Origin of the sequence: Paenibacillus qinlingensis (assembly GCF_013204845.1) — a bacterium.
Taxonomy (GTDB): domain Bacteria; phylum Bacillota; class Bacilli; order Paenibacillales; family NBRC-103111; genus Paenibacillus_E; species Paenibacillus_E qinlingensis.
Window position 1 is genome coordinate 518973 of sequence record NZ_JABMKY010000003.1, and the last position, 24707, is coordinate 543679.

21 protein-coding genes are annotated in these 24707 nt (G+C 46.1%); 11 read left to right on the forward strand and 10 right to left on the reverse strand.

The features are described 5' to 3' along the window. Positions 1 to 90: 90 nt before the first annotated feature. Positions 91 to 2949: an ATP-dependent DNA helicase DinG gene (gene dinG / locus HQN88_RS09185; RefSeq protein ID WP_173110249.1), complete on the forward strand. Its 2859-nt coding sequence runs from the start codon at positions 91 to 93 to the stop codon at positions 2947 to 2949. A gap of 4 nt (positions 2950 to 2953) precedes the next feature. Beyond that, entirely contained in the window at positions 2954 to 3574 is a 621-nt protein-coding gene (locus HQN88_RS09190) for a redox-sensing transcriptional repressor Rex (protein ID WP_171628788.1), read from the forward strand. A gap of 54 nt (positions 3575 to 3628) precedes the next feature. On the opposite strand, the gene HQN88_RS09195 is transcribed toward HQN88_RS09190, so the two are convergent. Further along, positions 3629 to 4630: an inorganic phosphate transporter gene (locus tag HQN88_RS09195; protein ID WP_173110251.1), complete on the reverse strand. Its 1002-nt coding sequence runs from the start codon at positions 4628 to 4630 to the stop codon at positions 3629 to 3631. Positions 4631 to 4689: 59 nt separating this feature from the next. Beyond that, positions 4690 to 5316, reverse strand: coding sequence for a DUF47 domain-containing protein (locus HQN88_RS09200; protein ID WP_173110253.1), 627 nt, complete (start codon positions 5314 to 5316; stop codon positions 4690 to 4692). A 258-nt stretch (positions 5317 to 5574) separates the two neighbouring features. On the opposite strand from HQN88_RS09200, the gene HQN88_RS09205 reads away from it, so the two are divergent. The 8 genes from HQN88_RS09205 to HQN88_RS09240 all read left to right on the forward strand — a co-directional run bounded on the left by HQN88_RS09205 (position 5575) and on the right by HQN88_RS09240 (position 13863). Then, the gene (locus HQN88_RS09205; protein WP_173110255.1) at positions 5575 to 6870 is read left to right on the forward strand and encodes an amidohydrolase; all 1296 of its coding nucleotides are present in this window, start codon (positions 5575 to 5577) and stop codon (positions 6868 to 6870) included. Between the two features lie 43 nt (positions 6871 to 6913). Next, positions 6914 to 7402, forward strand: coding sequence for a cell wall elongation regulator TseB-like domain-containing protein (locus HQN88_RS09210; RefSeq protein ID WP_173110257.1), 489 nt, complete (start codon positions 6914 to 6916; stop codon positions 7400 to 7402). 153 nt (positions 7403 to 7555) lie between these two features. Next, entirely contained in the window at positions 7556 to 8092 is a 537-nt protein-coding gene (locus HQN88_RS09215) for a hypothetical protein (protein WP_246320120.1), read from the forward strand. Continuing rightward, a complete protein-coding gene (locus tag HQN88_RS09220) occupies positions 8085 to 9590 on the forward strand; it encodes an AAA family ATPase (protein WP_173110259.1) in 1506 nt (501 codons plus the stop codon). Before HQN88_RS09215 ends, HQN88_RS09220 begins: the two co-directional genes overlap by 8 nt. Positions 9591 to 9699: 109 nt before the next feature. Next, a complete protein-coding gene (locus HQN88_RS09225; protein WP_173110261.1) occupies positions 9700 to 10572 on the forward strand; it encodes a 3-hydroxyacyl-CoA dehydrogenase family protein in 873 nt (290 codons plus the stop codon). After that, positions 10569 to 11777, forward strand: coding sequence for an acetate kinase (locus HQN88_RS09230; protein WP_173110263.1), 1209 nt, complete (start codon positions 10569 to 10571; stop codon positions 11775 to 11777). Before HQN88_RS09225 ends, HQN88_RS09230 begins: the two co-directional genes overlap by 4 nt. A 71-nt stretch (positions 11778 to 11848) precedes the next feature. Then, complete coding sequence (gene asnS, locus HQN88_RS09235) at positions 11849 to 13138, forward strand: asparagine--tRNA ligase (RefSeq protein WP_173110265.1); 1290 nt, start codon at positions 11849 to 11851, stop codon at positions 13136 to 13138. A 38-nt stretch (positions 13139 to 13176) separates the two neighbouring features. Beyond that, complete coding sequence (locus HQN88_RS09240; RefSeq protein ID WP_173110267.1) at positions 13177 to 13863, forward strand: DnaD domain-containing protein; 687 nt, start codon at positions 13177 to 13179, stop codon at positions 13861 to 13863. A gap of 907 nt (positions 13864 to 14770) precedes the next feature. On the opposite strand, the gene mtnB is transcribed toward HQN88_RS09240, so the two are convergent. The 8 genes from mtnB to HQN88_RS09280 all read right to left on the reverse strand — a co-directional run bounded on the left by mtnB (position 14771) and on the right by HQN88_RS09280 (position 23962). Next, positions 14771 to 15406 (reverse strand): methylthioribulose 1-phosphate dehydratase, encoded by a 636-nt coding sequence (mtnB, locus tag HQN88_RS09245; RefSeq protein ID WP_173110269.1) that lies wholly within the window; start codon positions 15404 to 15406, stop codon positions 14771 to 14773. Continuing rightward, the gene (locus HQN88_RS09250; protein WP_173110271.1) at positions 15403 to 16065 is read right to left on the reverse strand and encodes a 2-hydroxy-3-keto-5-methylthiopentenyl-1-phosphate phosphatase; all 663 of its coding nucleotides are present in this window, start codon (positions 16063 to 16065) and stop codon (positions 15403 to 15405) included. The genes mtnB and HQN88_RS09250 overlap by 4 nt, the downstream gene beginning before the upstream one ends. Further along, the gene (locus HQN88_RS09255) at positions 16062 to 17330 is read right to left on the reverse strand and encodes a 2,3-diketo-5-methylthiopentyl-1-phosphate enolase (protein ID WP_173110273.1); all 1269 of its coding nucleotides are present in this window, start codon (positions 17328 to 17330) and stop codon (positions 16062 to 16064) included. Before HQN88_RS09255 ends, HQN88_RS09250 begins: the two co-directional genes overlap by 4 nt. Before the next feature lie 60 nt (positions 17331 to 17390). Beyond that, a complete protein-coding gene (gene proC, locus HQN88_RS09260; protein ID WP_173110275.1) occupies positions 17391 to 18260 on the reverse strand; it encodes a pyrroline-5-carboxylate reductase in 870 nt (289 codons plus the stop codon). A 27-nt stretch (positions 18261 to 18287) separates the two neighbouring features. Next, entirely contained in the window at positions 18288 to 19535 is a 1248-nt protein-coding gene (locus HQN88_RS09265; RefSeq protein WP_173110277.1) for a glutamate-5-semialdehyde dehydrogenase, read from the reverse strand. A gap of 11 nt (positions 19536 to 19546) precedes the next feature. Continuing rightward, a complete protein-coding gene (locus tag HQN88_RS09270) occupies positions 19547 to 21250 on the reverse strand; it encodes a proline--tRNA ligase (protein ID WP_173110279.1) in 1704 nt (567 codons plus the stop codon). A 40-nt stretch (positions 21251 to 21290) separates the two neighbouring features. After that, positions 21291 to 22391, reverse strand: coding sequence for a glutamate 5-kinase (gene proB, locus HQN88_RS09275; protein WP_173110281.1), 1101 nt, complete (start codon positions 22389 to 22391; stop codon positions 21291 to 21293). A 371-nt stretch (positions 22392 to 22762) separates the two neighbouring features. Continuing rightward, on the reverse strand, positions 22763 to 23962 hold the full coding sequence (locus tag HQN88_RS09280) for a pyridoxal phosphate-dependent aminotransferase (RefSeq protein ID WP_274319015.1): 1200 nt from the start codon (positions 23960 to 23962) through the stop codon (positions 22763 to 22765). A 166-nt stretch (positions 23963 to 24128) separates the two neighbouring features. Here HQN88_RS09280 and HQN88_RS09285 point away from each other — a divergent pair, with 166 nt between their 5' ends. Next, on the forward strand, positions 24129 to 24659 hold the full coding sequence (locus HQN88_RS09285) for a DUF1572 family protein (protein WP_173110283.1): 531 nt from the start codon (positions 24129 to 24131) through the stop codon (positions 24657 to 24659). Positions 24660 to 24707: the final 48 nt, after the last annotated feature.

Here is a 24707-nt window from a genome sequence, read left to right on the forward strand (position 1 = left end):
CCCGAAACGGTAAAACAAGGTATTCCCTTTTCCTAATCAGATTTGGTATGCTAGGAGAAGTGTAGGACGAAGGGATTGAAGATAGACGTTATGAAATTTGCAGTTTTGGATTTTGAAACGACAGGAAGTCAGCCTGGGGACGAAATTATACAGGTTGGACTCGTCATCATAGATCAATTTGAAATTACAGACAGGTATACTTCTCTGGTGAACCCAGGGATTAGTATACCTTCTTCGATTACAACTTTAACAGGGATTACCAATGAGATGGTTGCGGATGCACCGTCACTTGATCAGGTTATGTCAGACATGTTTCCACTCTTGTTTGATTGTGTGCTTGTAGCGCATCAAGCAGCGTTTGACTTATCATTCCTGCAGCGAGGACTAACGAGAACTGGTTATCCTCCTTTCTCGGGTCGTGTCCTAGACACCATGGATATGCTGCGTATTTTATTCCCGTCCATCTCTAGTCTACAGCTTAGTATGGTGGCGGCGTTGTTTGGGATTGATCATGAAAGGCCACACCAAGCAGACAGTGATGCGGAAGTTACGGCATTGATTTGGATCCACTGCTTGGATCGCTTACTGGGGCTGCCTCTCTTAACGGTACAACGGTTGAACCAAATTTTCGAAAACGGTAACACCGATTTGGGTTGGTTTTTAGACGAAATTTGTTTATATAAAGAGTCAGTAACAAGTGTCGATATGGATACGAATCGTTACTTTCGTCAATTTACATTGAATGTGACGGATTGGGGCGACGAAGATGAGCTGAGATCGGAGTTCGAGGTCACTGAAGCATTAGGCCCTTCCTTTCAAGCATTCCAGCAAGGATTGAAATCTGCGCTCCAACAACGATTCGAGGTGTATGAGGATCGTGAGTCACAGGATCAAATGATTCTGGAAGTGGAGAAATCTCTCGAGGCTGATCAACATTTGATGATCGAAGCGGGAACAGGGACAGGGAAATCACTAGGCTACTTGATTCCATCGATTTATTATGGTTTGAAATATGAGAAGAAAGTAGTCGTTTCGACACATACGATTAATTTGCAGGAGCAGCTGCGGGAGCGGGATATTCCTTTGTTAAAAGAAATTTTTCCTGTTCCGTTCAAAGCGGCTGTCCTCAAAGGAAGAAGCCATTATCTGTGCCTTCGCAAGTTTGAGACGAAGCTCACAACACGGGACTACGAAAATGGCAGAGAAGACCCAATAACAGCCGCGCAAATGGTCGTTTGGCTCAGTGAAACTGAACATGGGGATGAGGAAGAATTGCACTTTGGCAACAAAGGTGCCCAATTCTGGTACTCGGTTGCGAGTGATACAGACTCCTGTTTAAACCGCATGTGCCCTTGGTATAAGAAGTGCTTCTACCACAGAGCTCGTAATGACGCCAACACGGCTGATGTGATCATCACGAACCATTCCCTCCTCTTTACAGATATGAAGGCTGAGAACCGCCTTCTACCGTCCTACAAGCACCTTGTGATTGATGAGGCGCATCACTTTGAAGAAGTGGCGAGTAAGCACCTTGGAATCGAGCTGCATGCCTCTGCGTTTTACCATTCCTTATTGTGGCTGTATAAGGACAATCGAAGCGGTCAACTTCCGATGCTTCGCTTCCGATTACAGAAATCGGATGAGGCAGGCGAAAGAGCTGCCGCATGGAGTAACACAATAGATGGATTATTTCCGAAAATCATTTCGATCAAAGAAGACTGGGAACGTTTAAGCGAAGCCTTGTACGAATTGGTTTCCTCCAAAAGTGATCCTTCGCAATCGGAGACATCGCAATATGTGTTGCGTTTAAAACCGGATACCCTGCCTACGAATTGGCGCGAGTTGTTGATTATGGAGGATAACATTTATCTGAATGCAAATGATTTATTGCGGACTTTGGATAAATTGTTGAGTGAGCTAAAGGAGCAGCAGGATGGACTAGGTGTTCAAGGGCTAGTAACCGATTTGAATGGAACAGTGAAAGAGCTATATGCGCATCGGGATGCGCTTCATTTCTTTATGAAAATGGCAGATGAAGGGTACGTGTATTGGATTGAAGCCGGCACGTATGCCAAAGCCAAATCGGTTCAGTTGAATTCTGTTCCAACAGATGTAAGCGGGTTGCTGCAGCAGCATTTCTTTGAAACGAAAGACAGTATTATCCTAACGTCCGCAACGCTGTCGGTGAATAAATCGTTCCAATACTCGGCAGAGCAGCTTGGTTTAGCCATTCCAGAGGACGAAGAGTCAGGTAAGCTGAAAACGGTACAGTTGCCATCTCCATTTAACTATCGTGAGCAAGCTTTGGTGGTTATTCCACGCAATTTTCCTACGATTAAGGGAGCGGGGGATCCTGTTTTCATCGAAGCATTGATCAACTCTCTGAGTGATGTGGCACAAGTGACGAAGGGGCGAATGCTGGTTCTATGTACCTCGAATCGGATGTTGAAGCTTGTCCATGCAGGTATGAAAGAAAAGCTGAGCCAACACGGCATTACTGTGCTCGGACAGGGTGTCGACAGCGGCAATCGCAGTAAGTTGACCCGGATGTTCCAAGATAACAAAATGTGCGTGTTATTGGGCACCAGCTCGTTCTGGGAGGGTGTAGATATTCCAGGGGATGCGTTAAGTTGTCTGGCGATTATTCGTCTCCCCTTCCAGCCGCCGAATCACCCGCTTGTAGAAGCCAAATGTGAGAATATCAAGAAGCGTAATGAGAATCCATTTATGAAATTTTCTGTACCTCAAGCTGTTATTCGATTTAAACAAGGTTTCGGTCGATTAGTTCGGAGAGCGTCAGACAAAGGGATCGTCATTATTTATGATACACGTGTTATTGAAACGTATTATGGCAAGCACTTCCTCTATTCGTTGCCTGGTCCGAAGATTGAGCACATGAACTGCGAACAAATGCTGCCGAGGATTGAGCAATGGATGGGAGGAGCCTAAGAACGTGAAGACACAAAAAATTTCAGAAGCTGTTGTCCGCAGATTACCTATCTATTTACGTTATCTAAACGAGTTGCAAATGAACAATGTTTCCACGGTGTCTTCTCAGGATTTAGGTCAGAAGTTAGATCTGAATCCTGCTCAAATTCGGAAAGACTTAGCTTATTTTGGCGAGTTTGGCAAAAAAGGTATTGGTTATGATATCAATTATTTGATCGAAAAGATTAGGCAGATTCTTAAATTAGATCGACATATTCAAGTAGCGCTCGTTGGCGCAGGAAATTTAGGCAGAGCACTTTGCAATTATAATACGTATTTACGTAATGATATGAAAATTGTAGCTTTATTCGATGCCATGCCCTCCAAGGCTGGCGAAGTGATTAATAACTTGGTTGTGCTTCCCATGGATAAAATGAAGTCGGTTATGTCTGAGCTTGGTGTGCGGATCGGTATTATTACCGTTCCCGCGGCAGAAGCACAGAATGTAGCGAATGAGTTCGTTGCTTGTGGCATTGAAGCGATTCTGAACTTTGCTCCAGTCATCATCAAGGTGCCGCCTGATGTACGCGTGCATTATGCAGATTTCACGACAGAGCTTCAAAGCTTGGCCTACTATCTCGATTAGCATGAAAAAGGCACGACCCGCGCAGCTTCAGCGGGTCGTGCCTTTGTTTGTTGATTACATGATTAAACGGAATATAGCAAAGTACAGCGTGTAAGCAAGAATCATTGAGATCGGAATCGTAATAACCCAAGTGACTAACATGCGACCTACCGTACCCCATTGTACTTCATGGAAACGCATGACACTGCCTGTTCCGATGATCGCAGAGGAGATAACATGTGTTGTTGATAATGGTTTACCAATGAAGGTTGAGATTTGAATGACAATCGATGACGTTAAATCTGAGGCGAAGCCATTGATAGGCTCAATTTTTACAATTTTACCTGAGACCGTTTTAATGATGCGCCATCCACCGATAGATGTTCCAAGACCCATCGCAAGGGCTGCAGCAATCTTTACCCAGATCGGCACGTTTAAATCATCTTGTACGCCTGCTGCAACGAGACCAAATACGATAATCCCCATCGCTTTTTGGGCATCGTTACCTCCGTGTGAGTAGGAAAGTAATCCAGCAGAGATAATTTGCAATGTCCGAAATCCGCGATTTAGTTTGGAACGGGATGTATTGCCCGACCAGAGGACGATATTTTTGATCAATACCATGATGAGATAACCTAGAAGGAAAGCGATAATCGGCGATAAAATGAGAATGATAATAATTTGTGTGAAACCACTCCAGTTGACGCCATTGAAGCCTGCTCCTGCAATTACGGCACCAGCTAAGGCACCGAGCAACGTGTGGGAGGAGGAGGATGGAATGGACAAGTACCAGGTAAGCAAGTTCCAGATGATAGCCGCAAGTAAAGCAGCTATAACGACCTCAACACCATTTTCGATCTTCGCAGGATTGGCAATACTTCCGCCTACCGTTTTGGCAACTTCAGAAGAAACCATGGCACCAACGAAATTAAGTGAAGCAGCCATGAATATAGCGACTCTAGGGCTCAATGCTCGCGTAGAGATGGAAGTTGCAATCGCATTAGCTGTATCGTGGAATCCGTTGATGAAGTCGAATAGCAGGGCTAGTGCAACGATTATGATCAAATAAGTTAACATGAATTCCTCCTAGCGTTTTCCAATAGGAAAACTTTCTTCGTACACACAGACATCTTGTCTTAAGAGTAACGAAGTACTACGCTGTCTAGAATGTTAGCGACATCTTCGCAAGCATCGGTAGTTTCTTCCAAACGCTCGTAAATTTCTTTGAGTTTAAAATCTTCGTACACGTCCTTACGTGTTATAAAGATTTGACGGATCCCCTCACGCATTAAGCGATCTCCATCATTCTCAAGTTTGTTTATGGCAACGGTGTGCTCCGGAATTTGCATATATTTTTTCTTAGCCAAAAGCTTGAAAGCATCTAACATATGTTGACAGGAATCTACTATCACACCTGAGAAATCTTTCATGTAGGAATCCGTATGAGAAACATTCAAATAGTCAAAACGTGCAATCGTTGCTTCAATCCCGTCTGTGACATCATCCACTTTGGAAGCTAGAACCATAATATCTTCCCGATCGATCGGTGTAATAAATACTTTGTTCAAACCTCTGAAGATGTCGTGAGTGATGGAGTCGCCTGCATGTTCTAGATCATGAATGGCTTTAACATACTCAATTGGTGGTTTATCACCCATCATAGCCGTACGAAACAGTTGAGCTGTTTGCAGCGCGTTCTCTGCAGCACGGATAAGAAGTTGCAAGAAATCGACTTCGTTCTTTCTGGTGAATAACGTTGTCATAGAATCCTCCTAATTTTTGCTATATGTACAAGTTTTTAAACGAATTTGTGAATTGAAAATGACCAAATTGTAGAAAAAACTCACAATGTTTAAAGTATCATACTCGTAAGGACTAAAGCAACGAAAATTCCGTGACAATTTACAATTTCTCAACATCTTAGGAAACGTGTAAGGCTTCCTTGATTTTACAAGCTTGAAGATGTAAAGTTTATGGAGCAGTAACTGTTTATAGAATGAGCATAGAGAGGGTTTTTTACTATGAAAAAAACATTAATTTCGAATGGTATTTTTATTTCTAATAAGGAAGACAAATCATCCATCAAGGGCTGCATGGTTATCGAAGGCAGTCAGATTACATACATCGGGACAGAAGTGCCTGAACCGCTAGACCATTATGATGAAGTGATTGACGGAACGAATAAGCTGTATATGCCTGGGCTTGTGAACACACATGGACATGCTGCGATGTCATTGCTCCGCGGCTACGGTGACGACCTTGCGCTGCAAGTATGGTTAGAGGAAAAAATGTGGCCAATGGAGGGCAAATTCACCTCACAGGATGTCAAATGGGGAACACGGTTGTCGATCCTTGAAATGATTAAAGGCGGCACGACAACTTTTGTCGATATGTATGACCATATGAATGAAGTTGCCTTGGCGGTAGAAGAGTCAGGCATGCGGGGTGTATTGACCCGCGGTGTGATCGGGCTATGTCCGCCGGATGTACAAACAGCAAAGTTGATCGAAGCAACTGAATTTGCGAAGAACTGGCACGGCAAGGCGGAAGGTAGAATTACAACCATGATGTCGCCGCACGCTCCTTACACATGTCCGCCAGATTATATCGAGCGTATCGTACAAGCCGCTCATGATCTCAATCTTCCGATCCATACGCATATGTCGGAAACTCGCCGTGAAGTCGAGGGTAATGTCGAACAATATGGCGCTAGACCTGTTGCGCACTTGGAAAAGCTAGGCGTGTTCACTCGTCCAACGCTTGTTGCGCATGGCGTTCATTTGAATGATGAAGAAATCGCTATTCTCAAACAATACGATGTACGTGTGTCCCACAATCCGGGCAGCAATCTTAAACTTGCAAGTGGTGTTGCTCGTTTACCTGAACTATTGCGTGCTGGTGTTAAAGTATCCCTAGGTACGGACGGAGCTGCATCGAACAACAATCTGGATATGTTCGAGGAAATGCGATTGGCAGCTCTTATTCATAAAGGAGTAACTGGTGACCCGTTAGCGATTCCTGCGAAAGAAGCCTTGTTGCTAGGAACTCGGATGGGAGCAGAATCCATTTGGCTGAAGGATGTTGGTTTACTTGAGCCTGGCATGAAAGCAGACTTCATCGCACTGGATATCGATCAGCCCCATTTCCTACCGAAAACAGACTTCGTTTCCCACATCGTGTACTCCGCTTGTGCGAAAGATGTTGTTGATGTGTGTGTCGATGGGAAGTGGATCGTCCGTAAAGGTGAGTGTCTAACATTGGATGAAGAGAAAATTAAACGTGAATTTGAATTATGCTTTGATCGATTAAAAGGGTAATGCTTAGGCAAAGTGAGTGGTTTTGGGGAGGTGCGCGGCGGTCATGAATGCGAAGCGAACTATTACACTTGGCGTTTTCATTGTAGCAACGCTGGGTGTCGTGCTTAGCCGATTCTACCTGAATGTGCAGAACGAACACTGGGATGAGAAACGTGTAGCTGTTGAAAAAGCTTATGTAGGAAGTATGATGACCAAGGCATCAAAGGTGGATTTCTTCTACGGTGATGAGCCGTTTCAGATTGTATATGGGGAGAACAAGCTAGGACAGCGTTTAATTGCTTGGGTATCTGCGGAAAATGTTCATTCGGAAATGGCGGAGGAAGCCTTCACCGAAGAGCAAGCCAGGGCTGCTGTATTGAAAAAGGCGCCAAGCAGTGAGATTGAGCGAGTTATACCAGGCAAATTAGGAAGCGACTATGTTTGGGAAGTCTTTTATAAGACGAAGGAAGATAGAGGTACGCGGTACTTCTATGATTATTATTCCTTCAAAGATGGTACTTATCTGGATACTTATCGGCTCAGCCTTCAATAAGAAGGTTGAGTTTTTTTGTATTTTAGCGATGATGAAGACATTCATGTGTTTCCACTGTTTACATAAGGCGAATAGTGTATACGTAATGATATACTTATCGTATTGCTTTAGAGGCATACAAATATATCATTACAGAAAGGTGGACGCCAACCTATGAAGATGAAGCTGCGCGTTTTACCTGTTATTTTGAGCGTGATTATTTCGGCTGGTGTACTTTTTGGAGGCTGGTTCGCTTATACAAGCTTTGCTATGGAGAATCCATTATCACATATAATTAACAATGCACCGGGTGTAACGAATTCAACCATGAAACTTTCTTCCAATCAAGTAGATGTTGAGTTAACTTTGAAGCCTGATGCTAATTTACGACAAGTTGTAGAATTAATTAAGGACGAAGGCGCATCGATTATTGGGAAAAGGACTGTGAATATCACGATTAAGAATCAATCCTCGGCTAAGCTGGATCAATGGTGGTCTAAAGCGTTATTTGAGGTAGCTCAAGCCATGGAAACGAAGCATTATGCGGATATTCCAACAACTTTACAGAAGTATGCAAATGGTGTGCCCGCTATGAACGTAGACAGCGAAATGGATGAGAATAATGTTTACATTCGATTAACAGATGGTGATACGACTAAATTTATCATGCTGCCGAGAATCTCCCAGATCGGAGTGTGGCCGAATGAGTAAAATATATAAAGAAATCGGAATCGGATTTATTCCTGTTTTTCTGGTGTTCTTAGTTTTTCTAGGTGTGAATGTAATACCCATTTTATTCGTGAGTGCATTGGGTGGTTCGTTATTGTATATGATGAAAACCCGCGGCGGTATCGGAGCTTCTGCTGGCGGTGGAGATCGGAAAAGTAAGAATCGGACGCCTGCTTTCCTCACCTTTGATGAAATTGGCGGACAAGATCGAGCGAAAAAAGAATTGATGGAAGCTCTTGATTTTTTAATTAAGCATGAGGAAATTAAGAAGCTAGGTATTCGTCCGCTTAAAGGATTGCTATTGACCGGGCCTCCAGGTACAGGGAAAACATTAATGGCTAAAGCAGCCGCGCATTACACGAATTCTGTTTTTATGGCGGCTTCAGGCAGTGAATTTGTTGAGATGTATGTAGGTGTCGGAGCAAGCCGCGTGCGTGATTTATTTAAGGAAGCTAGAGCACGTGCTGTCAAAGAAGGCAAGGATAATGCGATTATTTTTATTGATGAAATTGATGTTATTGGTGGAAAACGTGATGCTGGTGGGCAACGTGAGTATGATCAGACCTTGAATCAGTTATTGACGGAAATGGATGGGATTCATACGAACGATGCGCCGCGAATTCTCATTATTGCCGCAACGAATCGGAAGGAAATGCTCGATAGTGCTTTGCTGCGGCCTGGACGTTTTGATCGACATATTGAGGTTGACTTGCCAGATAAGAAAGGCCGTTTAGCTATTCTGCATATCCATGCTAAAAATAAGCCGTTAGCTGAAGGTGTAACTTTGGAGCAAACAGCAGATCAAACCTTCGGTTTCTCAGGTGCTCAGCTCGAAGGTGTCCTGAATGAAGCAGCTATTTATGCAATGCGTGAGGATAAGCCAGCGATTGAGCAGCCGCATTTGGCTTCCGCGATTGATAAGGTTATGATGGGAGAACGAACAGATAAAGAAACAGCGAATGGTGAGAAAGAACGTGTGGCTTATCATGAATTAGGTCATGCTATTATTGCTGAGCTTGTTCGTCCAGGATCTGTTTCTCAAGTCACCGTGAGTCCACGTGGGAAAGCCTTAGGGTATGTACGTCATAACCCCCCGCAGGATCATTATTTGTATACGAAAGATTATATCGAAGATCAGATCATGATTGCCCTTGGTGGGGCAGCAGCGGAAGAAATGATTTACGGCGGTCGCAGTACCGGGTCACGAAACGATTTCGAACAATCACTTTCTATGGTTCGCAACATGATGGATGCCGGACTTACTAGCTTAGGTATTATTGATCGTGAGATGGTGACGAAGGAACAGCTAATGAAAGAAAATGCTGCTATCCTAGATGCGCTAATGTTGCGTACGAAGAAAATGTTGGATGAGCAGCGGAATGTGTTTGAACATTCGTTCGCTATTCTGATGAAGGAAGAAGTACTCTCTGGTGATACTTTTCGTACATTATTTGACGCTTCTGTGTCACAAAGTGCATAATAATGACCGTTGGCCAATTCGGCCAGCGGTTATTGGCTTTACTACACGTATGCATGATACATATAATTATAAAGTGATTGAAGAAGTAAGGATGAAGGAGAAACAAGTTATGATGTTTAGAACTATTGGGGTAATTGGCGGAGGGACAATGGGGCAGGGCATTTCCGAAATGCTGGCCGCTCGTGGTCTTGATGTTATTCTTGCTGAGAAAACAACAGAAAAGCTAGATCGTGCGTTTGAGCTTATAACGGTCAGTTTAGATAAGCAAATTGAGCGTTGGGCTTTGACGGAAGCGGAGAAGAAATCCATCCTTTCGAAAATCAAAAGAGCCAACTCGATTCAGGACATGGCCTCCTGTGAGCTCGTGATTGAAACGATTTCGGAAGATTTGAATGCGAAAAAGCACGTCTTTTTCCAGCTCAATCAAATATGTTCTCCTCATATCATACTAGCAACGAATACTTCTACGTTAAGTGTAACGGAGATTGCAGCCATCACGACGCATCCAGAGCGTGTCATTGGCTTGCATTTCCTACATCCCGTTGCCAAAGTGAACCTTGTTGAAATCGTACGGGCGATGAAAACATCGGACGAGACATATGATCTTACTCGCCAATTCGTTGATGATGTTCTTACGAAAAAGAGTATTAAAGTGAATGAATCGCCTGGGTATATTACGACGAGATTGATTTGTACGCTCATTAATGAAGCGCTGCACACCTTATCCGAAGGTGTCGCTTCCGCGGAAGATATCGATCAAGCGATGCGCATTGGCTATGATTTCAAGCATGGTCCGCTAGAAATGTGTGACCGGTTTGGGTTAGATGCTGTATTGGCTGCACTAGAGGGAATGTTCCGTGAATATGGAGATATCAAATACCGTCCTTCGTATTTGCTAAAGCAAATGGTACGCGCGGGGCATCTTGGCGCTAAAACGGGAGAAGGCTTCTTCCGCTACGACAAGGATGGTGACCGTCTATGAATATTCTGGTTATCAATGCTGGTAGCTCTTCAGTGAAGTATCAGCTCTATGATATGGAAAATGCGACTGTACTGGCGAAGGGTCGAGTAGAACGGATTGGAATGGATACCGCTATCCTGATGCACGAACCAGCGAACAAACCCGAATTTCACAAGGTTGATGAAATTCTTGAGCATACAACCGCCATCCGTAGAGTTTTGGATGTGCTTGTTCATCCAGAGCATGGCGTCTTGACCGCCATCTCACAGATTGATGCCGTTGGCCACCGCGTTGTCCACGGTGGTGAATCTTTCAAGAGCTCCGTCCTCGTCACGGACGAGGTGAAGAAGGAGATCCGGCGCCTATTTGATTTGGCGCCGCTGCACAACCCGGCGCATATGCTGGGCATCTCGGCGGTGGATGCGAACATGCCTGGCGTTCCGCAGGCTGTTGTCTTCGACACCGCCTTTCATCAGACGATGCCGGCGAAGGCCTACTTGTATCCGGTGCCGATGGCGCTCTACCGGAAGCACAAGGTGCGACGCTACGGCTTCCACGGTACGTCGCACAAGTACGTGAGCGAGCGTGCCGCTGCCTTCCTAGGACGCCCGCTAGAGCAGTTGAAGCTCATTACCTGTCACATTGGTAATGGCGCTTCCTGCGCCGCTGTATGGGGCGGCCAATCGGTTGACACGAGCATGGGGATGACACCGCTCGAAGGTCTGATGATGGGCACGCGCAGCGGCGATCTGGATCCGGCCATCGTGCCCTTCGTGATGGGCAAGGAGGATTTGACGATCGGCGAGGTCAGCTCCATGCTGAATAAGCATAGCGGCCTGCAGGCGATCTCGGGAATCTCCAGCGATATGCGGGAGATCGTGGAGGCTATGGAAGCGGGCGAGAAGAACGCTACCTTGGCTTTTGAGATGTATACGTATCGGCTGCGCAAATACATCGGGTCTTATGCTGCGGCGATGAATGGCGTCGATGCGATTGTGTTTACCGCAGGTGTAGGCGAGAATTCCGCACCGCTGCGTAAAGTGGTATGCGAGGGCTTGAGCTTCCTTGGGGTAGATTTTGATGAGGAAGCAAACCTGCTTGGAAGAGGCATAGAAAAGCGAATAACGAAGCTGGGTTCAAGGGTTGAAGCGCTGGTCATTCCAACGAATGAAGAATGGGTCATTGCACAGGATACTTACAGACTCGTGCAGTCACTGTCGGACTGATTATTTCGTGGAAATCGTGAAATAGTGTACAATAGAATGGAATCTCAGTAAGTAGAGAGGAAGGAATTTAAATGAAAAGTACAATAGGTGAAGTGAAACATCATGTCGGCGAGTCTGTTACTATCGGCTGTTGGCTAAACAAGAAACGCTCAAGTGGTAAAATTCAATTTTTGCAGCTTCGTGACGGTTCGGGATATATACAAGGTGTTGTTGTGAAAAGTGAAGTGAGTGAAGAAACCTGGGAAGCCGCTTCTAAGCTAACCCAAGAAAGCTCCTTATACATAACGGGTAAAGTTAAAGAAGACACACGCTCGAAAGGCGGTTTCGAGCTCGACGTGTCTGGTGTAGAAATCATTCAAATTACGGAAGAGTATCCGATAACTCCGAAGGAGCATGGTGTAGATTTCCTAATGGACAATCGTCACCTGTGGATCCGGAGTCCGCGTCAGCGTGCGGTTCTTGTGATTCGTGCAGAAATTATCAAGGCGATTCAGGCGTTCTTCAATGACAGAGGATTTCATCTGGTGGATCCCCCAATTTTGACGCCATCGTCTTGTGAAGGCACAACGAACTTATTTCATACGAAATACTTCGATGAAGATGCATTTCTCACGCAAAGCGGGCAGCTTTACATGGAAGCAGCCGCTATGGCACTAGGCCGCGTATATTCCTTCGGTCCTACTTTCCGTGCGGAGAAATCGAAGACACGCCGACATCTGATTGAGTTCTGGATGATCGAGCCGGAGATGGCATTCGTGGATCACGTGGAAAACCTTGAGGTACAGGAACAATTCGTATCCCATATTGTACAGACGGTGCTTACGAATTGCCAAGCGGAGCTTGAAACGTTGGAGCGGGATACTTCGAAGCTGGAGAAAATCAAAGGCAGTTTCCCGCGTATCACTTACGATGAGGCTGTGGACTATTTGCAAAAGAATGGGCATGAATTCGAATGGGGCGAAGATTTTGGAGCTCCGCACGAAACAGCCATTGCCGCGCAATACGAAACGCCTGTATTTATTACCCACTGGCCAACGGAGATTAAGGCTTTCTATATGAAACCAGATCCTAGTCGTCCCGAAGTCGTGTTGTGTGCTGATATGATCGCGCCAGAGGGGTACGGCGAAATTATTGGGGGAAGTCAACGGATTGATGATCCTGAATTGATGGAGCAACGCTTCACGGAACATGAGTTATCTCAAGAGGCGTACCAGTGGTACTTGGATCTACGTAAATATGGAACTGTCCCGCATTCTGGCTTCGGTTTAGGATTAGAGCGCACAGTTGCTTGGATTTGCGGCTTGGATCATGTGCGTGAAACCATTCCATTCCCACGTTTGTTATACCGTCTATACCCTTAAGTAGTGGCATTGTCCATGGGGAGAAAGGGGAAAGACGTATGAGTACGCAATCGAATACACAGTTGAAGGTTGAAGCGATCTTGATGAATAGCTTCCTAGAGGGGAGTGTCGCGGTACCGAGTTTATTGCTCAAGCATTATCGTGCACTACTTTTGAGTGAAGTTGACGTTATGACACTGATCCATTTTATTTCCTTTGTTGAAAAGGATAGGAACACATTCCCGACCCTGGATGAAATCCAGGAGCGGATGTCGGCTTCACCAGATGTCGTTATTGCCAGTGTGCAGAAGTTGATTCGCGAGCAGTTTATCGCGATCGATGAGGATACGCACGAAACAACAGGGTTTCGAAGCGAGCAGTATAACCTGACGCCGCTCTATAAGAAATTAGCGAAGCGTGTGGCGGAGCAGCAGCTGAAAGAGTTAGCGGAATTGGCGGCAATTACGCAAGCTCCTAGTGATGATCGAGTGAAGAACATTTATACTACGATCGAGAATGAATTTGCTAGACCTCTAACGCCGATGGAGCTGGAAACGATCAGCAATTGGCTCGATAAAGATATGTATAAAGAAGAGCTGATCATGACAGCTTTGAAGGAAGCAGTGTTTGCCGGGAAAGTCCATTTCCGGTATATTGATCGGATTTTGCTGGATTGGAGCCGTAATCGCGTCTCGACAGTGGATCAGGCCAAAGAGTATTCGCAGCGCTTCAGGCAGTCGCGATAAGGATAACGCTCATTTTTCTCTCCAGAAGGGAGAGGAAATGGGCGTTTTTTTTGCTGCTTCTCCATGTATTAGCCAACCTCCACCCCCGCGACTCTCGCCACAATATGAGTATATTGTAATTAGGAACGAAGTGAGGAGTTATGAGGGTTATGTGAGTAATTGGAGAGTAACTTGCTAGACTACTCTACTTTTCTCCAATTTATTCTCTTTATCAAGTCCTCTAGCCTGGCAAAAATGCAAAAGAGCATTTTTCGAATCGGTTCATTCCTCTGTTATTGGAAATTGATGCAAATAGGCATCAAATGGGGGTGGTTTCAGGGGTTTTTCCTGAAAAACCTTAAAAAGGTTGCCTATTCGCACGCATTTACTATTTTCGATCTTAAATTAGTAGAAAAGGTTGTATTTTTGCATTTTTGAAAAAGGGAAGTGGTAGCGGGGAGAGTGAGGGGTGAGAGAGTGAGAAGTGAGAAATGAGAAATGAGAGTGAAAGGTGAGAGTTAGACCGCATTTCTACGACTCCTTGCCGGTAACCCACGTTGTCCCTTCGCCTTTAACCACCCGTTACTCCGAGTTTACAGCATCCTGCCTACTACAGCGATAGAACATTTGTCCATGCTACTCCCATTACCGAACCAAACAGCAGTACTGCCGCTGACACGACACCAAAACCCCGTTCCCACCACAAACATAGACAAAATGAGAGACTCGTATTTGTATACATACTGCCAATTAAAAAAAAGTTGCGAAACGAGGTTCCTCTATTTCTGAGCAAACGCAGTACATGCGCTGACAGTAACGAAATAGCGGTCTGACGTTCCACAACTTTAAGTAAAAGGCAGTTTTCGAAAATTAGCCGAAACACGTTCCGTAACTGCCAGGGTAAGTTAGCGGCTACACGTGGAGTTTCTTACTTCTTCAGCACATGCAAGCGGTACACATATTCGAACAAGAATTCGAATGCTTCCAGGTGACGCTTTGCTTCAAAGGCATTTGCGCCCCAAGCATAGATCCCGTGCTTACGAAGCACGATGCCTGGAATGCGAGGTACGATTGCACCTTCAACAAGTTCAGCAATACGTGGAATATCCGCATAGTTGGGCAGAATCGGAATCTCGATCTGTGCTTCCTCATCCCAAATGTTGAATGCTTTGATCAACTCAACACCATCGACGGGAATGCTGCCGCGTTCTCCATAAAGCTCAGAAGCTAAGTTATTGAAGATTGTGTGTACGTGGAAAATAGCGCCAGCGCCTGTTAAGCGGTAAATCTCACTATGGATCAAGGTTTCCGCAGATGGCTTAAGGCTCGTAGCTTCTGTCGGCAAGCCTTTCTCATTGACGAGAAGGAAATCCTCCGGAGTTTGGACCGATTTATCTCTACCACTAGACGTAATAGCGAAGGTGAAAGCGCTCGGCTCAAAGCCACCAACACGAACAGATAAGTTGCCGCTTGTCGCAGGAAACCATCCGCGTGCCGCTAAATTTGCTTTAATGTCACGCAATTCAGCGAAAGCATGTTGTTTTTCTTCTAGTAAAATACTCATTTGACGGGTTCAGCCTCCAATTGCTTAATGATATCGAAGAACGTTTCGAAGGGGTGGTACGCATAGCCAAGTTGATCACAACGCTCGATGAGATGCGATCTGGCAAAAATCGTATCCACTAGCTTAGCACCTTCAAAATCGGTGATGCTGTCTCCGATAATAATCCGCTCATACCGCTCGGGATCGTAAGAACGAATGATGCTTGTTTTGCACATGCCGCAGTCGGTTTGACAATGCGCATCACACGGATTCGGCCATAGGATCTCTATGGTTTCACCTTCAAAAGAACTGGCATTGCAATAAATATGATCATCAGGAATCGCAAACGAACGAAGCAGCGGGTAAATAAAGAAATCAATACCTCCGCTTGTGATCAAAAGGGTAATTCCTTGCTCCTTGCAATAGGAGACAAATTCTTCGAAACCATCACGGATGGTCGCATTGTTGATCGCATAGTCCACAATCTCCGATTTGCGTGAGGTAGGCAGAAGGGCAAACATCGCCCCAACACCTTCACGAATAGAGATTTGCTGTGTCACAATCCGCTCGACGATGCCTTCCCAACCCTCAGGATTGAAATGCTTCATAATCGCTACAATGTTATCGTTAACGGTAATCGTACCGTCAAAGTCACAAAAGATAATGCGTTCCTTGCTCATTCTCTAATCCCCCATGTGTCAATAGCTGATTGTAGCTCTGGATGTGTTTGGGCGTAATCGCGTAAAGTTTTACCTTGTAAAGTTGCATCGATGGCTTGGCGGAAAGCTTGTCCACCAGCAATTGTTCCCATTGGGTGACCGTGGATACCGCCTCCAGCGTTCACGATAACATCCCCTCCGAAATCACGAAGAATGAGCGGTACGAGACCAGGATGGATACCCGCGGAAGGAACCGGGAAGCTTGGTGCTAATTTTAATTCTACATCAGACGGAGCCTGATAGGTGTAATCTTTACGTAAATCCTGCGTTAATAGTACATGTTTAATGGCCAAATTCTCTTCCTTCGGCATGACAACGGAGCCATAAGGAGAAGGGAATAACACCAAATCAGCACCAGCAAGGCGCATTAATTTGCCCAAAAGAACGGAAGGCGAGATGCCGTAGTGTGGCGATGGATACATAGCACCAGCCATTGCAGGATGTGCCATGATCGGAATGTTGATCTCCGGGTCTGAGCTTAATTCGTGCAGCACATCGAACCCATAAGCCAACACATTAAATAATAAAGCGTTAGCCCCTTCAGCAATGGCTTTCTTGGCTTGTAAAGCAAGTTTGGAGGTGGAACCTGTCAAATTAACCGCATAGAGCAGCTTTTGACCTGTTTCCTTCGTGGCTTGCTCAGCTGCTTCGAGACAAATCGCAATGCGCTTCTCCATCGGTGTTAGCGGATTTTCGAATAAAATCTCATCATCCTTGATGAGATCGACGCCACCAGCCGCTTGTAAGTAAAATTGCTCACGCAAGGCAGGCAGTTCGTACCCGACAACGGATTTGAAAATGCTCATGAGCAGCGGACGTTCATGTACGCCAAGTAGATCACGAACACCTTGCATCCCAAATTTCGGACCAGGGAAACCAGCGAGGAAATCAGAAGAAAAGGCAAGGTCGATCAGTTTGATTTTGCCATCCATAGACAGCTTGCCGAACACGGTCACTAATAGCGCGGGAATATCTCGGCTATAGTTCACATCAGGATAGGCGATGGTGATATCCGCATAACGCCCCGAAAGAGGTTCACCAGCCGCAGGCTCGTGGACTTCAACGGAAACAACTTTGCCCAAATGCTTCTCCATGGAAGCTTTCTGAGCCTCAGGCAGTTCCGTCCAACTGCCAACGGTAAGACCAACTGCTATGCCTGTTGCTTTTTTATGAAAATCAGCTTTTTCATCGAAACTCCGATAGGTTGCTAAACAATATGAACTCATAAGGAACTTTCACCTGCTTTAACTAGAATTCAAACTAACATATAGTCGTGAAAAAATAGATTAGACCGATTTGCCTACAGGACTATTCGCCGCGATTTGCTCGCCCATCTCTTTGGCGCGTGCAGCGGAAGCGAACACAGCTTGAGCGACAGCTTCGCTGAATTTATAGTGATCAAACGTTTCGATTGAAGCTTGTGTAGCTCCATTAGGGGAGGTTACCTTACGACGTAACTCCGCTGGATCTTCCTGTGTATGCTGCACCATGTGGGCTGCGCCTAGGAACGTTTGTAGCGTCAATTGCTTCGCATCTTCTTCAGAAAGACCGCCTTCGATACCTGCTTTAATCATCGCTTCCATGAAGTAATACACATAGGCAGGACCACTTCCAGATACGCCAGTCAGAATTTCTAACTTATCTTCGTCCACAATTGTGACCGTTCCAACCGCTTCAAACATTTGGATAGCAAACTGCTTGAATGTATCATTAACCTTAGAAGAGAAGCTCATTCCTGTTGCGCCTAATCCGATAGTTGAAGAGGTGTTCGGCATTGTGCGTACGATCGGCATGTTGGTTTGTAAAAGTGTTTCTGCTTTGTCGATGGAGAGGCCAGCGATAACGGAAATGAGCAGTTGCTTCTCATTCAACATCGGTGCAAGCTCTGCAAAAGCAGTTTCGACATCCTTAGGTTTCATGCAGAGTACAACAACGTCAGCATTTCGAATGAATACTTCTTTAGTATCAGGATCTGAAGTTGCCTCCAATCCGTATTCCGAGCGAAGATAAGCTAATCTGTCTTGGTTGGAACGATTCATCATATAGACATGCTTAGGATTCGCAACTTCCGTCTGGATAAGGCCTCGGGCGATAGCTTCTGCCATAGACCCTGCGCCTACAAAGGCGATTTTCGCTTGTGATAACATCGTGGACATCGAGCATTCCTCCTTAGGATATACGTCTTATTCGCGTATTTGTCCGCTTCCGTAAACGCGGTATTTGGTTGAAGTTAGCGCAGGCAGTCCCATAGGACCACGGGCATGTAGCTTCTGTGTGGAGATGCCGATCTCGGCTCCGAATCCAAACTCAAAGCCATCTGTAAAGCGAGTCGATGCATTATGATAGACAGCAGCAGCATCCACTTCTTGTAGGAATTTCTCTGCATTGGCAGCATCTTCCGTTACGATACATTCCGAGTGCATCGTGCCGTAGTTGCGAATGTGAGCTAACGCCTCATCTAGATCCTTAACCACTTTGATGTTTAAAATATAATCTCCGTACTCCGTCCCCCAATCAGCTTGTTCAGCAACCAGCATGCTTGGTACCAAAGCTCTTGAAGGCTCGTCACCCCGCAGCTCAACATGAACGCCTTGGAATGCTTCTGCAATCGCAGCTAAATGCTTCTCTGCAATGGCTTCGTGTACGAGCAAAGTTTCCATACTATTACAAACAGAAGGCCGTTGTGCCTTCGCATTAATCCCGATTCGAATAGCCATATCGAGCTGAGCACTTTGATCTATAAAAGTATGACACACCCCTGCACCTGTTTCAATGACTGGGACAGACGCGTTATTGACAACATTTTGAATAAGTGAGTGTCCACCACGTGGAATTAGCACGTCAATAAGGCCATTCAGCTTCAACATTTCATCGACGGAGCTGCGATCTGCGCTTAGGATTAGTTGCAGGGCATCTGCCGGCAGGTCGGATCGCTCTAAAGCTGTATGCAGGACCTCCACAATTTTCTCATTGGATAATAGAGCAGATGATCCGCCACGTAGTACAACTGCATTGCCTGTTTTGAGACATAAGCCAGCAGCATCGACCGTTACGTTCGGTCTTGCTTCATAGATAATCCCGATGACGCCTAGTGGTACACGGATTTTGCGAATCCGTAGTCCATTGGGGCGGTCAAAGGATTCAAGGGTATCGCCAATCGGATCAGGCAACTCTGCGATTTGACGAAGGCCTTCGGCCATCGCCGCAATACGTGTTTCGTTGAGCGCTAATCGGTCTAGTAGAGAAGCGCTGGTGCCTTGCTCTTTGCCACGCTGCAAATCTTTGCTATTGGCTTCGATGATCGCTTGTTGCTCCGTAATTAAGGCGTCTGCCATCAGCAACAAGGCTGTATTCTTTTGCTCTGTTGTGAGATTGCCCATTGATTGAGCAGCTTGCTTAGCAAGTTTGGATTTGTTAATAACTTCACTCATAGGTGAACCTCCTAGTTGAAAAAGGATTGGCAATGCGTTAACAATTGTTCAACGTTAAGCTCATAGGCAGAACCGCTGCGTCGTTCTTTACATTCGATAATGCGTTCGTTTGCTTTTTTACCAACGGTTAGCCGCAATGGAAAGCCGAGTAAATCGGCATCATTAAATTTCACGCCAGGACGCTCCTCGCGATCATCCCAGAGAACAGAGAAGCCTGCGCGAGTTAAGGATAGATACAGCTCTTCCGATAAAGTCATTCGAGCTTCATCTTTTACCTGAACAGTTAGCAAATGAATGCTGTACGGAGCTATGGCGTTAGGCCAACTAATGCCTCGCTCATCCTGATGCTGCTCTATGACGGCAGCCAGCACGCGAGACACGCCTATGCCGTAACAGCCCATAATCATCGGCTCGGAGAGTCCGTTCTCATCGGTGAAGGAAGCGCCGAGTGATTCGCTATATTTGGTGCCAAGCTTAAATACGTGCCCAACTTCAATCCCCTTGGCAAAAGCGAGCTCATGCCCACAGTGGCTACAGTTTTCACCTTGACCGACATTGCGAACATCGGCATACAGGATGTCAGCCAATTCACGCTGAACATCCACGTGCTGAAGATGATAGTCTGCTTCATTGGCGCCAACAACCGCATCCGTTAGACCTTGAATCGAACTGTCCGCAATCAATCTGACAGATGATAGGCCAATTGGGCCAATAAAACCTGCAATTGAACCTAGTGCAGCAATTTCGGTTTCCGAAAGCATGGTGATTTCATCAACGCCAAGAACGTGCTTCAGCTTTATTTCATTGATTTCTAGATCACCACGTATGAGTGCGATCACAGGCTCACCATTCGCTTGTACAGCGACGGATTTGATAATTTGCTGCGGTTCTATGCGAAGGAATTGACTTAATTGTTTGATACTTGTTATGCCAGGTGTATGAACTTTCGCTGGTTGAGTATTTGGCATCTCAGCCGTTGTCGCGCTTGTGTTAGTAATCGTCCCAGAAGCTTTCTCCAAATTAGCCGCATACTGACAGGCAGGACAATGTACAATCGTATCCTCACCGACATCCGCCAGTGCCATGAACTCATGCGTATCTGTACCGCCGATCGCCCCGGAATCTGCTTCAACAGCACGGAACTGGAGGCCGCAACGTGTAAAAATGTTGACATAAGCGTCAAACATCGCTTGATAACTAGCATCGAGACCGCTCGTTGAACGATCGAAGGAGTAGGCATCCTTCATTAAGAACTCACGTCCACGTAATAAACCGAATCTTGGCCTGCGCTCATCGCGATATTTCGTTTGGATTTGATATAACGTAAGGGGTAACTTTTTATAAGAATGAATCTCATCTTTGACGAGTGTTGTAATAACTTCCTCATGCGTCGCGCCTAAAGCAAACTCACGGCCGTGTCGGTCTTGGAGTCGCATTAATTCAGGACCATAGACATCCCAACGACCAGAGGCTTTCCATAATTCGGCAGGATGAAGGGCTGGCATGAGCATTTCTTGTGCACCAGCGCGGTCCATTTCTTCACGCACGATCGTTTGAATATGCCCAAGCGCCTTGAGCCCCAAAGGTAAGTAGGAATAAATACCGCTGGATAACTGGCGAATGAGTCCTGCTCGCAGCATCAGTCGGTGACTGGCCGCTTCAGCATCTCCCGGTACATCTCGTAATGTTGGATTAAGTAATCGTTGCTGTCTCATGTGTAGGGAGATCCTCGCTTTCTATCTCATAGGTTAAAAGTTAGGTTAAAGGAACCCATTCATCGCGGTGAATAACTTCGATGCGTGACACTTCGACGCGTTTCTGAACTTCGTCGGTGGATAGCCCTGCCGCGGCTTGCACTTGCCAAGCCGCATAATTGACGACGCCGCGGCCCAGCAGCGCGCCTTCGCTGCAGATCACCTCGACGACGTCGCCGGGGTGGAAGTCGCCAATCGCTGATGTGATACCAGCGGGGAGCAGGCTCTTCCCACCGTTGATCAGGGCTGCTTTAGCCCCCTGATCAACGATGATTTGCCCTTGGGGCAGCGAGTGGAAGCCGACCCACTGCTTCTTGACCGGCAGATTGTTCAGCGCCGTGTCAAAGTACGTTCCCTTGCCGGTACCGGCAACGGCAAGGTGCAGATCATCGGGCTCAAGCACGCGCCCGATGAACACCGGCACGCCCCCGCGCATCGCGATGCGGGCGGCCTCAACCTTGGAGCGCATGCCGCCGGTGCCGACCGCGCTCCCAGAGCCCCCAGCGAAGCTGAACAGCTCATCGCTGATCGCATCTACGCGATCGATACGCTGTGCGTTCGCATTCTTACGAGGATCATCCGTGTACAGACCGTCCATATCGGTAATGATGATCAATTTGTTCGCTTTGACCAAATTGCCCACGAGTGCCGACAATGTATCATTGTCGCCAAATTTCAATTCATCCACCGAGACGGTGTCGTTCTCGTTAATAATAGGGACGACGCCACGCTGCAGAAGCTCGTCAATCGTCATCATCGCGTTCTGCACGCGCTTGCGGTTGGAGAAGTCGTACCGGGTCAGCAGGATTTGCGCCACGCTTATGCCGTGGGACGCGAATGCTTCATGGTACGCCTGCATTAAGAGCGCTTGGCCGACGGCTGCGGCGGCCTGCTTCTCGTGCAGCACCTTGGGCCGTGTGCGGTAGCCAAGGGAGGTGAAGCCTGCGGCGACTGCGCCAGATGTCACGAGCAGCACTTGGCTGCCGCTGCGCTGCAATTGCGCGAGTTCGGCCGCAAAAAAGCGTATTTTATCCGGGTTCAATCCACCCGTATCTGAGGTTAATGAGGAGCTGCCGATTTTGACTACGATTCGCTGAGTCATATTCATCCCATCCTTCGGTTTCCAACTATGTAGATACAAAAAAAGACTCCCGCCCTTAAAACATAAGGACGAAAGTCTGTTGCTTCCGCGGTACCACCTTAGATTAGCGCATATCAAATAGAAGCGCTCAACTCTAGATTCCCTGTATAACAGTAGGGCTCTGTTCAACTCATCGTTGACGGTTCAGGGGCGGGTTCGGATTCGGTTCACGGCAAGCTCTCTCAGTCAATGGAGCTTACTCCCTGGTTACGTGCGGCACGATTCTTACTATTCCCATCATAACGTTGCTGTTTGGAATTAATTCTATCTAGAATAGCATGGTAAGCGAGACTTTGTAAAGGAGCAAAAGGCCAGAATCCCGTATAATAGCTTTAAAAAATATTCAATTTTCCAATCCGTTGTACAGCTTCTTCCAAACGCTCTTCCGAAGAAAGAAGGCCAAGTCGAACGTATCCTTCACCGTGCGTACCGAAACCAACACCCGGTGCTACGACAACTTTAGCTTCTTCCAAAAGTAAATCGGCAAGGCTTTGTGAGGAATGTCCTTTCGGTACAGGCAGCCAAGAGAAGAAGGAACCTTGCGATGGCTTAGCGTTCCAGCCGATGCTTGCAAGTGCTGTATACAGCGCATTACGACGACTTTCATACACATCACGAAGTTCTGCTACACAGTCTTGTGAAGCCGTTAATGCTGTAGCAGCAGCTACTTGAATACCGCCAAACAGAGAGCAATAATAGTGATCCTGCATCAAGTTAATGAGGCGAATAACTTCTTTGTTTCCAAGGGCAAAGCCAACACGCCAACCGGCCATATTGTATGTTTTGGACAAGGTATAGAATTCAATGCCGACTTCCTTGGCTCCAGGAGTTTGTAGGAATGAGATCGGTTTCTGACCATCAAATCCAATAGCGCCATAGGCGAAATCGCTGGCTACAACAACACCATTTTTCTCAGCAAAGGCAACAGTTTCTTCGTAGAAAGAAGCAGGGGCCGTGGCACCTGTTGGGTTGTTCGGATAATTAATGAACATCAACTTGGCGCGGTCCAAGTCAGACTGCTTTAATTGCGAATAGTCAGGTAGGAAGTTATTTTCCTCACGTAACGGCATGAATGCCATTTCGGCTCCTGCTAAAGCGACACCTGACCAATAATCCGGGTAGCCAGGATCAGGAACAAGGCAGACATCGCCAGGATTCAATAAGCATTGAGCGATTTCGATCAGTCCTGTTTTGCCGCCGAAAAGAATAGCAACTTCCGTGTCAGGATCCAAGTCCACGTTGTGATCTTCTTTATAACGCTGTGCAATTGCCTGTTTCAGAAACGGAAAACCGCTGAATGGCGGATATTTATGATATAACGGATTCGCAGAGGCTTCTTGAATGGAAGCGACAATATGCGGAGGGGTAGGACGGTCAGGATTCCCTTGCCCTAAATTAATAACATCATGTCCAGCGGCGATTTGCGCATTTGCTTTGCCAACGAGCGTTGCGAAGAATTGTGTAGGCAGACCTTTCATTCTATCAGCTGGTTGTATCGCAAATCGAGAAGTTGTTGAAGATACGTTTGTCACGGTTTAATTCACACTCCGGAGGTCGGGATTTTAACATATACCCTAAATGTAACATGATTAATCTTTTTTTCATAGTCGATGAAGATAATCGATTATACTTCATTTTAACAATGTCATATGATGGAACCATAGATAGGCGAAAGATAGGCGAAGGAGATGAATGAGAATGACAGATCAAGCTCAAGTAGCGGATGTTTTTCTGCAGGAATCGATACGTGCTTTTCAAAGTATGAAGAAGTTGGGGGATAAAGCTTTTGCCCAAACAAATGAGGTCTTCTTTTATCAGTCTATAGATGAAGGGTCGAATTCTCTTGAAGTTATTATTAAGCATATGCATGGGAATATGTTGTCCCGTTGGACTGATTTTTTAACCACGGATGGAGAAAAAGAATGGCGAGATCGCGATGGCGAGTTTGAAGAAGATCGTTTTTCCCGAGAAGAATTGCTTGCACGGTGGGAAGCAGGTTGGGAAGTCCTATTCGCTACCCTTGGCTCACTGACAGCAGAGGATGTGCTGTCGCTCGTTCGTATTCGAGGTGAGAGTCATACTGTCTTGCAGGCCATTCAGCGTCAGGTATCTCATTATGGGTATCATGTTGGGCAAATTGTTCTATTGTGTAAGCATTGGTCTTCGCTGGATTGGCAGACGCTCAGTATTGCAAGAGGTCAGTCGAAGCTTTTTAAACCAACGTTGTAGTATAGTCCGATTTGCTCGCTAAGTGAATGTTGAGTTAAGCGCACATTT

What these genes read in the sequence shown, in the direction of transcription:
- dinG (WP_173110249.1), top strand. Translation starts at nt 91, where the DNA reads ATGAAATTTGCAGTTTTGGATTTTGAAACGACAGGAAGTCAGCCTGGG.
- HQN88_RS09195 (WP_173110251.1), bottom strand. Translation starts at nt 4,630, where the DNA reads ATGTTAACTTATTTGATCATAATCGTTGCACTAGCCCTGCTATTCGAC.
- HQN88_RS09200 (WP_173110253.1), bottom strand. Translation starts at nt 5,316, where the DNA reads ATGACAACGTTATTCACCAGAAAGAACGAAGTCGATTTCTTGCAACTT.
- HQN88_RS09205 (WP_173110255.1), top strand. Translation starts at nt 5,575, where the DNA reads ATGAAAAAAACATTAATTTCGAATGGTATTTTTATTTCTAATAAGGAA.
- HQN88_RS09210 (WP_173110257.1), top strand. Translation starts at nt 6,914, where the DNA reads ATGAATGCGAAGCGAACTATTACACTTGGCGTTTTCATTGTAGCAACG.
- HQN88_RS09215 (WP_246320120.1), top strand. Translation starts at nt 7,556, where the DNA reads ATGAAGATGAAGCTGCGCGTTTTACCTGTTATTTTGAGCGTGATTATT.
- HQN88_RS09220 (WP_173110259.1), top strand. Translation starts at nt 8,085, where the DNA reads ATGAGTAAAATATATAAAGAAATCGGAATCGGATTTATTCCTGTTTTT.
- HQN88_RS09225 (WP_173110261.1), top strand. Translation starts at nt 9,700, where the DNA reads ATGATGTTTAGAACTATTGGGGTAATTGGCGGAGGGACAATGGGGCAG.
- HQN88_RS09230 (WP_173110263.1), top strand. Translation starts at nt 10,569, where the DNA reads ATGAATATTCTGGTTATCAATGCTGGTAGCTCTTCAGTGAAGTATCAG.
- asnS (WP_173110265.1), top strand. Translation starts at nt 11,849, where the DNA reads ATGAAAAGTACAATAGGTGAAGTGAAACATCATGTCGGCGAGTCTGTT.
- HQN88_RS09240 (WP_173110267.1), top strand. Translation starts at nt 13,177, where the DNA reads ATGAGTACGCAATCGAATACACAGTTGAAGGTTGAAGCGATCTTGATG.
- mtnB (WP_173110269.1), bottom strand. Translation starts at nt 15,406, where the DNA reads ATGAGTATTTTACTAGAAGAAAAACAACATGCTTTCGCTGAATTGCGT.
- HQN88_RS09250 (WP_173110271.1), bottom strand. Translation starts at nt 16,065, where the DNA reads ATGAGCAAGGAACGCATTATCTTTTGTGACTTTGACGGTACGATTACC.
- HQN88_RS09255 (WP_173110273.1), bottom strand. Translation starts at nt 17,330, where the DNA reads ATGAGTTCATATTGTTTAGCAACCTATCGGAGTTTCGATGAAAAAGCT.
- proC (WP_173110275.1), bottom strand. Translation starts at nt 18,260, where the DNA reads ATGTCCACGATGTTATCACAAGCGAAAATCGCCTTTGTAGGCGCAGGG.
- HQN88_RS09265 (WP_173110277.1), bottom strand. Translation starts at nt 19,535, where the DNA reads ATGAGTGAAGTTATTAACAAATCCAAACTTGCTAAGCAAGCTGCTCAA.
- HQN88_RS09270 (WP_173110279.1), bottom strand. Translation starts at nt 21,250, where the DNA reads ATGAGACAGCAACGATTACTTAATCCAACATTACGAGATGTACCGGGA.
- proB (WP_173110281.1), bottom strand. Translation starts at nt 22,391, where the DNA reads ATGACTCAGCGAATCGTAGTCAAAATCGGCAGCTCCTCATTAACCTCA.
- HQN88_RS09285 (WP_173110283.1), top strand. Translation starts at nt 24,129, where the DNA reads ATGACAGATCAAGCTCAAGTAGCGGATGTTTTTCTGCAGGAATCGATA.